Here is a 13,296-nt window from a genome sequence, read left to right on the forward strand (position 1 = left end):
CGCTTGAAAGGTGGAAGGAGCCTATTCTTTCCTACTTTTTGTGCCCATATACCAATGCCCGAATCGAGGGGACGAATCACAAGATCAAAAACATCAAACGCCGGGCATATGGCTATCGAAATCTAGAACGGTTTCGTTTGCGTGTATTTCTGGAGTGTACAGGGAACACTACAGGTAGTCAGGCTGCTTAAGCGCTCCCTTCTTCCGCTATCGGTATGATAGTTGGTAGAATGGAACCCGTCAAGGAAAGCACTTGACTGTTTCCATTCTACCAACTTCGTGGTCTGTATGCGGAAGAAGGATCCTGACTGATGAACCTATTTCATCCAGCTAACATGTTTCTGGGATTGAGTGGAAATCACAGAAAATGGTGAAGACCCACTGTAAATATATTAAAGGGAAGGAGGAATTTATAGTATTGGTCCATCACTATAACCTGTACTTGACAAGCAATATGTCAACTGGTTAGGAATGTGTCCAACATCCTTATCTCCTTTAATTAGGAATACTTGTAAGACTAGTCCTCTTTTGTTAGCTGAAGGAATGCGAAGGTCAATTAATATCATTCATGAAGGGAGTTTTTTCTTTATGAAGAAACTATTGTCTTCTATTCTTGTTATCAGCTTCCTCTTTATGTCATTTAGTGTTTCGATAGCAGGTGCAGAAACACGAGAGAATAGAGATAGCATGACCAGAAAAAGTAATATATATCAAATCACGTATAACGGGGTTGAAATAATTATTAATTCCCCCGACAACATGATTGCATCAGAGAAAATAACGATCGTAAAGCAAATGATTGATTCAGAGCTACTGCGTTCTTCACCATTTTTCGCCTCAAACAACAACCAAGTGATGCCCCAAGTGATCCCTAATCCAGGCGACGGAACTGTGATTGGAGCTAGATACTATGCTTTTGATAACGATGCCGCTAAATTTGTAAGCAGTGTATTAAAGATGGGATTGACAGCTATTGCTACAGCAGCTGGATATACGTTTGGCCCCGGAGCGGCAACAACCATTGCTTCGATTTGTACATTAGCAGGGGAATATATTAATCTAAAACCATACTGGACAACAGTGAAAATCATACGGTATTACAGTGATTATTATGATCAGTATATATACGACGCCTATCATTTTGTTTACAGCGACAGTAAGCGAACAAATCTGAAACGAGTATACATTTCTGATGATATGATCAAAACGACGGGCAATGTATTGGATACATTCTGATAGAAGGAGAATCCATGTCCATGAATCGAAAAAAAAGATTTGTCTTATTTGTCGCCTTGCTGATGATCATTTTCTTTTTCATCTACATGTTTGAAGAACAAGTGCTGCGCTTTTTAGACTACAAAGTGGTCAAATTGACGATGCTCATTTCTTTAATCACGATTATTGTCGGCGATGCCATTTATCGACGCACGTAATCAGATGCCCAGCGTGAACGGAAAGGTCTGCCGGGCGACGATATCGGGCAACTTACCGGTTGGAGAGAATTTTCATCAAGCACCAAAAAACCCTTAGAACCGCCTTCGGCTCTAAGGGTTTTTCGCTTATTTCAACCATTCCGTATGGAAAATGCCTTCTTTGTCAACGCGTTCGTACGTGTGGGCGCCGAAGTAGTCGCGCTGCGCTTGGATTAAGTTGGCCGGGAGCACCGCGGTGCGGTAGCTGTCGTAATAGGCGAGGGCACTGGCGAATCCTGGCACTGGAATGCCGCGCATCGCCGCGGTGGCGACGATTTCGCGGAGCGCGTCTTGGTAGCGTTCGACAATGTCTTTGAAATACGGATCCAAGAGCAAGTTCGAAAGCGCCGGATCGCGGTCGTACGCCTCTTTAATTTTTTGCAAAAATTGCGCACGGATAATGCAACCGCCGCGGAAGATCATGGCGATATCGCCATACCGCAAGTTCCAGTTGTATTCCTCAGAAGCCGCCTTCATTTGCGCAAATCCTTGGGCGTACGAGCAAATTTTGCTCATATAAAGCGCGCGGCGCACGGCTTCGATGAAGTGGGCGCGGTCGCCTTCAAACGGCTTCACCGCTGGGCCTGCGAGCACTTTGCTTGCTTTCACGCGCTCGTCTTTCATCGTCGAGATGAAACGGGCGAACACCGATTCCGTGATGATCGGCAGCGGCACGCCCAAATCGAGGGCGTTTTGGCTCGTCCATTTGCCCGTCCCTTTTTGCCCGGCTTTGTCCAAAATGACATCAACAAGCGGCTTGCCTGTTTCTTCATCGATTTTCGTGAAAATGTCAGCGGTGATCTCGATTAAGTAGCTGTTCAATTCGCCTTTGTTCCAGTCGGCAAACACTTCGTGCAGCTCTGCAGCATCCATGCCGAGCACATGTTTGAGCAGGAAGTACGCTTCAGCGATCAGCTGCATGTCGCCGTATTCGATGCCGTTATGCACCATTTTGACATAATGCCCGGCGCCGTCCGGACCGATGTACGTCGTGCACGGCTCGCCATCGACTTTGGCGGCGATGGCTTCAAAAATCGGGCGCACGAGCTCATGCGCTTCTTTTTGCCCGCCCGGCATGATCGCCGGACCTTTCAATGCCCCTTCCTCGCCGCCGGAGACACCCGTGCCGATAAAGTGAATGCCGAGTTCAGCGAGTTCTTTATTGCGGCGTTGCGTATCCTTAAAATACGTATTGCCGCCGTCAATTACAATATCGCCTTTCTCCAAATGCGGCTTCAGCTGTTCGATCGTCGCGTCCGTCGGCGCTCCCGCTTTCACCATCAGCAAAATTTTCCGCGGTTTTTCCAAGGCGTTGACGAATTCTTCGATGCTGTATGTACCGACAATGTTTTTTCCTTTCGCTTCTTGCAAAAACTCGTCCGTTTTTTCGCGCGAACGGTTGTATACCGCCACTGAATAGCCTTTGCTTTCAATGTTCAACGCCAAGTTTTTCCCCATGACCGCCAGTCCGATGACGCCGATTTGCTGTTTCGCCATGATTCAACGTCCCTTTCCGTTTTTGTTTGTTCATCAAACAACATACCATACGTTTACGCTTGCCTGCAAGTTTTTCTAAACCGATTTATGAACGAGTCTGCACGACGGATTTGTTTGCCATTTTCATATTGAAAATGAAAGGGGCGCAACGCCCCTCATGCTTAGTAGCCTCCATAGTGCGGGAAGCCGTATGGGGAAAACGGATAGTGGCCATCATGCATCCCGTATGGAAAATGGTGATAGCCGCCGTAGCCCCCGTGCCAATAAGGATAGTAGCCATACGGATAGTGGCCGTAGCCGCCAAAGTACGGCGGATAAAAGCCGCCCATATACGGGCCAAACGGTCGAACCATGGAATGCGCCTCCTCTTCATGAGTTGAAGTTCATTTCCATGATTAGGATATGCGCGGAAGAAAAAACGGTATAGGCAAACACCTATACCGTCTCTCCTGCCCGGGCAGCGGCTTGGGCAGCGGCCACCTGCTCGCGAATCTCCTCTGCCTCGTCCAAATGGGCAAACAAGACGCGCGGGTCAAGCACGGTCAACAGCCGGTCGTCTTGCGCCGCCATCCCGACTACATACGGCGTGCGCTCCGCGGACATCAGTTGAAGCGGTTTAATGGCCTCAGGCTCAATATCGGCGATCTCTTTCGCCTCATCGACGATAAACGCGACCGACAAGCCATCCACAGCGGCGACAATGAGGCGTGTCTGATCCGTTTCCTCAATCGCTCTTCCGTACAACAATTCCCGCATATCAAGCACCGGCACGAGCTCGCCGCGGATGCGCACGACGCCGGCCATATAGTCCGGCATATGCGGAACGGCGGTCGGCTCTGTCATTTTTTCAATCGAGACGACATACGCGATCGAAACGGCGTACTGTTCCCGCTCGACGCGAAAGACAACATATTTGTCCATTCCCCCGCCACCTCTCTCATGATTGAAATCGTGCCTGCTTTTTTTATCGGCCGATTCCGGCTGAATTTTCACCGGATTTCAGCGTCCGAAGAAAAACGAGCATCCAGCCTCGGGATGCTCACTGGCCATTGGCGACTTCTTCGACAATGGCGATGACCATTTCCGTCAGTTTGACCAACTCTTCAATCGGCATCCGCTCGTTCGTCGTATGGATCTCTTCATAGCCGACAGCGAGGTTGACCGTCGGAATGCCGAAGCCGGCGATGATATTGGCATCGCTGCCGCCGCCGCTTCGCTGCAGCTCGCACGGCCGGCCGATTTTCGCCGCCGCCCGTTTGGCAATTTCCACGACATGGTCGCCGTCGCTGAACTTAAAGCCCGGGTACATCACTTCCACCTCGACATCGGCGCGGCCGCCCATTTCCGCGGCGACCGTTTCAAACGCCTCTTTCATTTTCGCCACTTGCGCTTCCATTTTTTCCGGGACAAGCGAGCGGGCTTCGGCTAAAATATCGACGCGGTCGCAGACGATGTTCGTTTGCGTGCCGCCTTCGAAGCGGCCGATGTTGGCCGTTGTTTCCTCGTCGATGCGGCCGAGCGGCATTTTCGCGATCGCTTTCGCCGCAATCGTAATGGCTGACACTCCTCGCTCCGGAGCCACACCGGCATGAGCGGTTTTGCCGTGCACAACCACTTTCAGCTTCGCCTGCGTCGGGGCGGCGACGACGATGTTGCCGACTTTGCCGTCGCTGTCCAAGGCATAGCCGTATTTCGCTTGAATGAGCGATGGGTCAAGCGCCTTCGCCCCGACAAGCCCCGACTCTTCTCCGACAGTGATGATAAACTGGATCACGCCGTGTGGGATGTTTTGCTCTTTCAACACCCGAATCGCTTCCAACATCGCCGCCAAGCCCGCTTTATCATCCGCACCTAAAATCGTCGTCCCGTCGGTGACGACATAGCCGTCCTGAATCGATGGCTTCACGCCTTTGCCCGGCACGACCGTATCCATATGCGACGTGAAATAAATCGGATCCACCCCGTCTTTCGTCGCCGCGAGCGTGCAAATCAAATTGCCGGCGCCGTGCCCGGTTTTCGCGGCGGCATCGTCTTCGATCACCTCAAGGCCGAGCGCTTCAAACTTTTGTTTGAGCACGTTGGCGATTTCTCCTTCATGCTTCGTTTCTGAATCGATTTGCACGAGTTCTAAAAACTCGTCGACAAGACGTTGTTCATTGACCATAGCTTTCCTCCTCCTGTTTATGTATTCCACCTCAAGTATACCTAAATGTTCCGCCAAGAGCCAAACATGCGTCTGGCAAAACACAAGATTGAATTTATATTCAATTATATGTATAATTATTTAAAATTTACTGAATGAAAGGAGCGTTTCTATGCATCTTATTCCTGAATCCGCCCGGTTGGACGATTATCTGGAAGAAACGGATGTTGTTGATTTCTCTCATCCGCTTATTCAACAAACGGCGAAAGAATTGTTTCACAACCTGCAATCGGAAATCGACAAAGCAAAAATGGCCTTTGAATTTGTGAGAGATCATATCGCCCACTCATGGGACGTCCAAAGCACAACGGTGACTTGCCGCGCTTCTGAAGTGCTGTTGCACCGGGAAGGCATTTGCTATGCCAAAGCGAATGTATTGGCGGCCTTATTGCGGTCGCAAGGAATTCCAGTTGGATTTTGCTACCAAAAGCTGATGCTGTTTGACACACCGGATCAAGGGTATTGCCTGCACGCCTTGAATGCTGTTTATCTTCATTCATTGCGCCGCTGGATCCGCCTTGACGCCCGCGGCAATAGGCCTGGCGTGCAGGCGGAATTTTCCCTTGATCAAGAAAAACTGGCGTTTCCTGTTCAGCAGGCATACGGAGAACAAGATTTTCCCATCATTTATACCAAACCGGACGCCGGAACGATCCGCACGCTCAAGACGCATACGGACGCACTCGAAATGTACCGGCGCGGACTGCCGGATCAAATGTCGGGTCCGTATATAGGCGAAAAAATCCGGTGAGCGATTGGAAAGCGCGGCATCGGAAAGAGCCTGACATACGTGAATCCCCGTGCGAAAATGAAGGGCCGAGCAACAAAAAAGGGGCCCCTCGGCCCCCGTTCGTTTACAGCGGAATATTGCCATGCTTTTTCTTCGGCCGTTCTTCGTGCTTATGGCGAAGCATCTCGAGCGCCTGAATGAGCTTGATTCTCGTGTCGCGCGGGTCGATGACGTCATCGATCATGCCGTATTTGGCGGCGACATACGGATTGGCGAATTTCTCGCGGTATTCGGCAATTTTTTGCGCCCGCGTTTCTTCCGGATTCGGACTTTTTTCAATTTCGCTCGCGAAAATGATGTTCGCCGCCCCTTGCGGCCCCATGACGGCCACTTCGGCGTTCGGCCACGCATAGACGACATCGGCGCCGATCGATTTGCTGTTTAAGGCGACGTACGCGCCGCCGTACGCTTTCCGCAAAATGACCGTAATTTTCGGCACGGTCGCTTCCGAGTAGGCGTACAAAATTTTCGCCCCATGGCGGATGATGCCGCCGTGCTCCTGCTTGACGCCCGGGAAAAAGCCGGTGACGTCCTCAAACGTAATGATCGGGATGTTGAACGAATCGCAAAAGCGGATAAAACGCGCCGCCTTGTCGGACGAATCAATGTCAAGCCCGCCGGCCATAAACTTCGGCTGGTTGCACACAAGCCCCACCACTTCGCCTTTGATGCGGGCAAAGCCGATCACGATGTTTTTGGCGAAATCTTTTTGCACTTCCAGAAACGATCCGTCATCGACGACTTGGGCGATGACGTGGCGCACATCGTACGGGCGGACGGCGTCAATCGGCACGACATCGGCCAAATCGGGGCGGTAGTCGTCCCCGTCCGGAATCGGGCCAAACGGCGGCTTCTCGTTATTGTTTGACGGCAAATAGCCAAGCAGCCGCCGCACCTCGGCGAGCGCCTCCTCTTCATTCGCCGCCGCAAAATGAGCGTTGCCGCTGATCGTGTTGTGCACGCGGGCGCCGCCTAAATCTTCGGCGCTGATTTTCTCCCCGGTCACCGCTTCAATCACTTTCGGACCGGTGATGAACATTTGGCTCGTTTTTTCGACCATGAACACAAAATCAGTGATGGCCGGCGAATAGACGGCCCCGCCGGCGCACGGCCCCATAATGACGGAAATTTGTGGGATGACGCCGGAATAAATGGCGTTGCGGTAAAAAATGTGCCCGTACCCGTCAAGCGACAAGACCCCTTCTTGAATGCGGGCGCCGCCCGAATCGTTCAAGCCGATGACCGGAGCCCCGGTTTTCGCCGCCAAATCCATGATGTTCGTGATTTTTTTCGCGTGCATTTCCCCAAGCGCCCCGCCGAAGACGGTGAAATCTTGCGAGAACACAAATACGGTGCGTCCATTGATCTTCCCGTAGCCGGTGACGACTCCATCGCCCGGTCCCTTCTTTTCGCCAAGTCCAAAATCGGTGCAACGGTGCTCGATGAACGGATTGAGTTCGACAAACGTTCCTTCATCCAAAAGCAAGTCAATCCGCTCGCGCGCCGTCAGCTTCCCTTTCGCGTGCTGCTGTTCAATTTTCTCATCGCCGCCGCCCAGTTCAATCTCACGTCGGCGGTCATACAGTTCATTGATTTTGTCGTACATGTCGCTCATTGGTGTCCCTCCGTTCGGTTCGTCCGTTCACAAAGTTCGTACAACACGCCGCCGGTCGATTTCGGGTGCATGAAGGCCACCCACGCCCCGCCGGCGCCGCGTTTTGGCGCATCTTGAATCATGCGGATGCCATGCTCCTTCAGCTCACGGATGCGCTCGGTGATGTCTTCAACCCCAAGCGCCACATGATGAATCCCTTCGCCGCGTTTCTCGATAAATTTCGCCACCGCGCTCTCTGGCGACAGCGGCTCAAGAAGTTCAATTTTCGCCTCTCCAGCCTGCAAAAACGCCACTTTCACCTGCTCCGACTCGACTTCCTCGATGCCGAGAAACGGCAGGCCGAGCACATCTGTATAAAACGGAAGCGCTTTCTCGATCGAGCGGACGGCAATGCCGATATGGTCGACTTTTTTTACTTCCATCGTCTGCATCCCCTTTGCCGCAAAATGATGAGGCCAACATTTTATTATTCGCCGTTTCGACAAAAAATCCTGCTTTTTTTGTTTTTCTTTGTCTGCGCAACGGTCAAGCCATGGAGCGGTCCGTTTCATCTCTCATCCTGCTTTTTTCCTTGTCCGCCCTGCTGTTTGCCGTTACAATAAACGTAGAACAGCGGACGGAAGGAGGACGGACCGTTGTCGCGCAAAACGCAAAAATTCGTGGTTTACTTGATGCTCATTTGCATGCTGCTGACGACGCTCCTCGCCGGCATCAGCATGTGGTTTTAACCGCACTCCGTAAAAAACGCAAGCTCCAAAACCGGAAGCTTGCGTTTTTCATTGGACAGCGCCGTACCGTTTGGCAATGGCGTAAAACGATTCATTGCTGCGAAGGATGAGCACGTTGGCGCCGATCGGCACCCGTTCATACAGCTGCTCGACATGGCGGTTGTGCATGCGCACACAGCCTTGCGAAACGTAGCCGCCAATCGACGCCGGGTTGTTCGTGCCATGAATGCCGTACGTGCGCCCGTCCGTCCCGCGCGCGTTAAAGCCGATCCACCTTGTGCCGAGCGGATTGTTCGGCGCCCCGCCCGGGATGTTCTTTTTCCGATAATACGGGTGTTTCGCCTTCACCGTCACCGTAAACATTCCTTCCGGCGTCAAATCGGTATTGACCCCGGTCGCCACGGGATAAACGGCTTCGATGCGGCCGTCGCGGACGAGCGCGAGCTTATTGATCGCTTTGTTCACAATCACGAGCGGCTTCGCCTCCGCCGCTGTCTGGAAAGGCGCCCCCAACACTGCGGTTATCACGAGACAAATGGCCAACCATACCCGCATATCCGTCCATCCTTTGCTTGAATGTTTGGCTATAGTGTGCGCCAAAACGGATGGACATATGCCCTGCATCATGCCTTAAGCCGCTGCGGTTTTCGTTCGTTTCCGGGGTGGAATTCGCTTTTGATGATTAAATATCGCTCCAATTCGCGCACTAAATGAAACAACGCAGCCCGCTCTTCAAACTGCTCGCGCGTCTTTGGCAGCGGCATCGCCTTAAACTGTTCGCGCATCTCGGCGAGGCGCCGCAAAAAGCGGTCCGCCGTATTTCCCGGGTGAATGGCATCGCTTAATTCGTCGATAAAATCCGCAATCATCATCCGCTGCTCGACCGTGTAGACGAGCGACGTCACAAGCGGAAGCATATGCTCAATGATTTCCAACTGCCGCTCGCGCATGCGGAAGTAGCGGACATATTCATCCTCATTCCGCCATAATTGGTTGTCGGCGTGACGCATGGCGAGTTTTTTCGCTTTTTCGAGCGTCTCGGCGGCGAGCGGAAGCTCTTTGCCATCCCAATCGAGTTCATTGGTGCGCAAGTAGCGGACGATTTCTTTTAAAATGATGCGGAACAAATCCTCAACGATGCGTTGGTACTCTTTGAGCTGCTTCTCGACGCTTGGCATGTACATATTCATAAGCAGCGCCACACCAATGCCAACCGCCACCAGCAAGATCTCATTGGCGACCAATCCCCACGTGATGTCCTTGGCCGCATACAAATGCAAAATAATGACCGAGCTTGTCGCAATGCCCTCGTTCACCTTCAGCCTGACGGTCACTGGAATGAACAGCAGCAGCAACAGCCCGATCGTCCACGGATGATAGCCGAAGACGGTAAAAAACAACGCCGCAAACCCGATCGCGACGACGCACGCCGCAAAACGAGCCCGAGCTGTTTCCAACGACCGCTTTTTCGTCACTTGGACGCATAAGATGACGATAATGCCAGCGGAAGCGAAGTTATGAAGACCGATGAGCTGAGCGATGGCAATCGCCAGCGCCGCCCCCACCGCCGTTTTCAATGTCCGATAGCCGATTTTCATCGCGAGTCTCCTTTGCCAATGGTTGCCGACTTCATTGTACAGATGACGGCGCTTTCGATGCAAGGAAAAACAGACAATACTTGGCTCACATGCACACCCGTCCCGAAGCCCATCTGCCCAAACAGCCGCGAAAGGGCAAAAAAAGGCCGCCCTCAAGTGAGAAAGCGAACCGGCTAAATCCGGAGGCGCGGTTTATGAGTGGGCTTTTTCGTAAATCGTTTTCCCTTCACCCTCGATTTCGCGCCTGATCGCTTCGTTCAGCGCGTCGAAAAAAAGCACGTCGCACAATGGACACTCCCTACACCTAAAGACGCAAAATTTGCCAAAAATCGTCATCATGACAATACGATTTTCCTATTATTTGTGAATATACTGTGAATTTCCATGTAAAAGGTTGACATCTTCTTTTTTTTTTCTATAATGCCATTGAATTTTACAAACATTTCAAATTGATGATCAGAGAGGGCATTCCATATGAAATGGGTGTTCATTTCAAGAATGGCGTCCCGCTTAAAAGCAGAAGCCATTTTCATATTCGTATTTTCTGGGGTTTTGATGTTTGTTTGCCTCAATCCCCATACCATCAATCCAGCCGAATGGATCTTATATACGAAGTACTTGGTTCCGATTGGAATGGCGGTCTGGCTGCTTTTCAGCTTTCGTTTGCACGTTTCCTTGTTCGCCTCAACGCCGATTCACTGGATCGCGATGAACGACATCATGCCAAACCCGCAAAAGATCGTCTTCTGCCAAGCTTTGATCGCATTTATTTGTTTTTTCGCTTGGCAACTGGCCTTGGCCGGGATCATCGCCGGTGCGGTGGTGATCAACTATTCAGCGGGTTGGGATCTTTTCACCTTTCTGTTTCCATTGTATTTGATTCATTTTCTTCTACCATTTCTATGGGCGTGGATGATCGGATTGTCCACAAGCGCTGTTTACGCCTATCATTCTCCGAAAAAAGCGATGTTGCTCGTTGGTGTGTTTGTTTTGTGGATCATCGTGCTGTTTTCTTTGGAATATCGCAACCCATCCTTCTCCTTGTGGGCAAACCATCGTTGGCCTTACATTGACCCGTTATTCAGCCTAACCTTTCAAAAAGAACGCGTGCTGATCAAGTTGGCGTATATCCTTTCTTCCATCGCCGTTTATGGCGTTTTTCGAAGCATGCGGCGATCCTTCGCGGGGCTCGCGGCTAGTGCGATTTTCCTTACTTTCGCAACAAGTTTCCTTCAACATGCACAATCAAAATTCCAGTTGGATGACATTCTGTTGGCAAACGACGTCAAACTTTATCAACAAATCAAACATCAGGATCAAACCAAGAACATCCCGTTGCATGGATATTGGAAAATCAAGGAGATCGAGGTGAATCCGAAATCCACGTATCCGATCAAAGTCACACTCTCTCTGCATCCGAAAGAACGCACCGTTCGTTTTTCGATCAACGAGCAATTTCAAATCGATCACATCCAAGGCGGAGGGAAGCGTTTACCCTTTCAACAACAAGGAAACGTTGTTCAGGTGGAGACCAACGGTGCGCCATCCATGACGATCTATTATCAGCATACGTTCGGCTCAACCTTTTATCCGTTGACATCGGGCGTCACTTTGTTGCCATTTGAAGCCAACTGGTATCCGCAATCAGTGGATTCAACGCTTTACGATCTCGACTCATCCGGAACGCTTCATTCCAATGTGGAAACGAAAACATGTACACGGGTCAAAATGATTGTCGGAAAGGAAAAGTACCGTTGGCGTGGGGACCATCCCCTTTGTCTCTCCATGATCAACGGTCCTTACAAACAAATTCAAGTGCAACATACTCGTTTCCTTGTTTATAAACCGTTTCTCACCACAACAAGAAATTATATGGAGTTGAAGCGTCAACTCGTTTCCATCCGCAATGAGCTATGTCACGTATTTCCGGATCTTGCAAACATAGATTACTGCACAAAAGAAGTCAAGAGCGTCTCGATCATCCCGAAAAGCATCAACACAACAAATCTTTCGCTGTATGACAGCACGATGGCTGACGGAAACTACACGTTTTACATTGATCCGTTCTTGGACGTCAATGGCAGCCCGGTAACCAAACATATTCAGGAGTTGGCTGCGTTTTTCATCCCATACCGATTGTTCGAAAACGAACGGCTCAGCCTCTTCGCCGGCTTGTATTTAATGGAAAAACTACATATTCCATCTATCGGATATGGAAACAGGATAGCGGAAAAATCCTCCATCGACTCAACAGCGTGGGAGCACTACATGGCATTATCGATGAAAGAAAAAGAAAAAATATTGATTCAACTAGTGCAAGAAAGGGGGAGAGGAGACAAATGATGGAATTAAAACACGTGACCCTCAAGCACAATCGCCAACTTATTTTGCATCATTGTTCCGTCAATCTTCCTTCTCAATCTATCATTCTAGCCAAAAATCACATTCGCACAGATATTGTCGCTAAAGCGTTTGCCGGCTTTCATCCTATCGATGGAGGGGAAATCCATTTCGATGAACAGGCAACAAAAAGAAAGGAAAAATCGAATAAAACCGTATTTTTCGTGATTCCTGAGAACTACCATCAACTGTGGAGAAACTATCGTTTGCAAGATATTTCGATATGGCTGAACCGGCCATTTCAACAATCGGCGCTATGGAAAAAATATCGCCTCCCTTCCCATGCATCAATCGATTCATTCACTATGTTTCAACGGCTGATTTATCTTGTTTCCCTTGGACAGTCACTGAATCGCACAGTGTTCATTTTCGATCAGCCGACTAAACACTTTGACTTCGAAGACTTAGAACAGTTTTATTATTTCTTAAAAGATGATTTTTCGAATGCACATTATCTCATCTTTACAAATCGAATAGAAAAAATATTCACAATGCTTCCTAAACCCATTTATCAACTTGATTCTACCAAATTACTACCCTTGAAAGGAGGTGAGAAGGATGGTTGTCAATAAGGCACGTAAAACGAAAGCTAAGGGGCTACCACTATTCATTTTAGTGTTGGTTCTCAGCATTGCTGGATCTGTTTATGCCGCCGGCACTTCCATTGCGCATATTTCACCGGGGGCTAGTTCTGCCACAGGAACACCAGTGAAAGCTACTGGGGCTTCTGGAACATTGGCCGTCTCTTCATCAGGTCCAGCATTTTATGTACAAGGGTATGCCAAAAAACAAATCAACTGGTGGCCTGATTCAACAGTTGCTTCGGCAATAGCCTATCCATCACAAACAGTAAAAAAATCTTTTACAGCTGAAAACGGGTCTTTCTACTATGCTGAAGCATACACACAAGCCAACGCGACATCTATTTATGGCGAAGCAAAAGTGACCGTGAATTAAGTTTGCACGCTTCATTCAACAAGCAAGCGAATGTCA

16 protein-coding genes are annotated in these 13,296 nt (G+C 49.9%); 8 read left to right on the plus strand and 8 right to left on the minus strand.

Features of this window, described 5'->3' with window-relative positions; genetic code table 11:
* The 3 genes from B1A75_RS16305 to B1A75_RS20050 all read left to right on the plus strand — a co-directional run.
* Nucleotides 1–191: transposase (locus B1A75_RS16305; RefSeq protein ID WP_139761753.1), on the plus strand; the 191-nt coding region annotated here is incomplete at its 5' end.
* Between the two features lie 397 nt (nt 192–588).
* Entirely contained in the window at nt 589–1,236 is a 648-nt protein-coding gene (locus tag B1A75_RS16310; RefSeq protein ID WP_239691292.1) for a hypothetical protein, read from the plus strand.
* A 20-nt stretch (nt 1,237–1,256) separates the two neighbouring features.
* Nucleotides 1,257–1,433, plus strand: a complete 177-nt coding sequence (locus B1A75_RS20050; RefSeq protein WP_167367388.1) for a hypothetical protein — start codon at nt 1,257–1,259, stop codon at nt 1,431–1,433.
* A 126-nt stretch (nt 1,434–1,559) separates the two neighbouring features.
* Here B1A75_RS20050 and gndA read toward each other — a convergent pair whose 3' ends face one another.
* From gndA to B1A75_RS16330, 4 genes are all read right to left on the minus strand, one after another.
* Entirely contained in the window at nt 1,560–2,969 is a 1,410-nt protein-coding gene (gene gndA / locus B1A75_RS16315) for an NADP-dependent phosphogluconate dehydrogenase (RefSeq protein WP_074044740.1), read from the minus strand.
* Nucleotides 2,970–3,130: 161 nt separating this feature from the next.
* On the minus strand, nt 3,131–3,322 hold the full coding sequence (locus B1A75_RS16320; protein ID WP_074044739.1) for a hypothetical protein: 192 nt from the start codon (nt 3,320–3,322) through the stop codon (nt 3,131–3,133).
* A gap of 82 nt (nt 3,323–3,404) precedes the next feature.
* Entirely contained in the window at nt 3,405–3,890 is a 486-nt protein-coding gene (locus tag B1A75_RS16325) for a chemotaxis protein CheW (RefSeq protein WP_074044738.1), read from the minus strand.
* Between the two features lie 118 nt (nt 3,891–4,008).
* Nucleotides 4,009–5,133 carry a tripeptidase T gene (locus B1A75_RS16330; RefSeq protein WP_079936522.1) on the minus strand — a complete coding sequence of 375 codons (1,125 nt, stop codon included), beginning with the start codon at nt 5,131–5,133 and terminating at the stop codon, nt 4,009–4,011.
* 151 nt (nt 5,134–5,284) lie between these two features.
* Between B1A75_RS16330 and B1A75_RS16335 the strand changes: the two genes are divergently transcribed.
* Nucleotides 5,285–5,923, plus strand: coding sequence for a transglutaminase-like domain-containing protein (locus tag B1A75_RS16335; protein ID WP_074044736.1), 639 nt, complete (start codon nt 5,285–5,287; stop codon nt 5,921–5,923).
* 103 nt (nt 5,924–6,026) lie between these two features.
* Here B1A75_RS16335 and B1A75_RS16340 read toward each other — a convergent pair whose 3' ends face one another.
* Together B1A75_RS16340 and mce are read right to left on the minus strand one after the other, a co-directional pair.
* Nucleotides 6,027–7,577, minus strand: coding sequence for an acyl-CoA carboxylase subunit beta (locus tag B1A75_RS16340; protein WP_079936523.1), 1,551 nt, complete (start codon nt 7,575–7,577; stop codon nt 6,027–6,029).
* The gene (gene mce / locus B1A75_RS16345) at nt 7,574–7,999 is read right to left on the minus strand and encodes a methylmalonyl-CoA epimerase (RefSeq protein WP_014196291.1); all 426 of its coding nucleotides are present in this window, start codon (nt 7,997–7,999) and stop codon (nt 7,574–7,576) included. The genes B1A75_RS16340 and mce overlap by 4 nt, the downstream gene beginning before the upstream one ends.
* Nucleotides 8,000–8,212: 213 nt before the next feature.
* On the opposite strand from mce, the gene prli42 reads away from it, so the two are divergent.
* Nucleotides 8,213–8,305, plus strand: a complete 93-nt coding sequence (prli42, locus tag B1A75_RS20055) for a stressosome-associated protein Prli42 (RefSeq protein ID WP_012820630.1) — start codon at nt 8,213–8,215, stop codon at nt 8,303–8,305.
* A gap of 48 nt (nt 8,306–8,353) precedes the next feature.
* On the opposite strand, the gene B1A75_RS16355 is transcribed toward prli42, so the two are convergent.
* Both B1A75_RS16355 and B1A75_RS16360 read right to left on the minus strand, forming a co-directional pair.
* Nucleotides 8,354–8,860: a L,D-transpeptidase gene (locus B1A75_RS16355; RefSeq protein WP_014196293.1), complete on the minus strand. Its 507-nt coding sequence runs from the start codon at nt 8,858–8,860 to the stop codon at nt 8,354–8,356.
* 68 nt (nt 8,861–8,928) lie between these two features.
* Entirely contained in the window at nt 8,929–9,903 is a 975-nt protein-coding gene (locus B1A75_RS16360; RefSeq protein WP_079936525.1) for an aromatic acid exporter family protein, read from the minus strand.
* Between the two features lie 474 nt (nt 9,904–10,377).
* On the opposite strand from B1A75_RS16360, the gene B1A75_RS16370 reads away from it, so the two are divergent.
* From B1A75_RS16370 to B1A75_RS16380, 3 genes are read left to right on the plus strand one after another with little or no spacing between them, the layout of a single operon-like run.
* Complete coding sequence (locus tag B1A75_RS16370; protein WP_074044732.1) at nt 10,378–12,246, plus strand: hypothetical protein; 1,869 nt, start codon at nt 10,378–10,380, stop codon at nt 12,244–12,246.
* Nucleotides 12,243–12,875, plus strand: a complete 633-nt coding sequence (locus B1A75_RS16375) for a P-loop NTPase family protein (RefSeq protein ID WP_074044731.1) — start codon at nt 12,243–12,245, stop codon at nt 12,873–12,875. The genes B1A75_RS16370 and B1A75_RS16375 overlap by 4 nt, the downstream gene beginning before the upstream one ends.
* On the plus strand, nt 12,862–13,260 hold the full coding sequence (locus B1A75_RS16380) for a hypothetical protein (RefSeq protein ID WP_013144799.1): 399 nt from the start codon (nt 12,862–12,864) through the stop codon (nt 13,258–13,260). Before B1A75_RS16375 ends, B1A75_RS16380 begins: the two co-directional genes overlap by 14 nt.
* Nucleotides 13,261–13,296: the final 36 nt, after the last annotated feature.

This window comes from Geobacillus sp. LEMMY01, assembly GCF_002042905.1.
Taxonomy (GTDB): Bacteria; Bacillota; Bacilli; order Bacillales; family Anoxybacillaceae; genus Geobacillus; species Geobacillus proteiniphilus.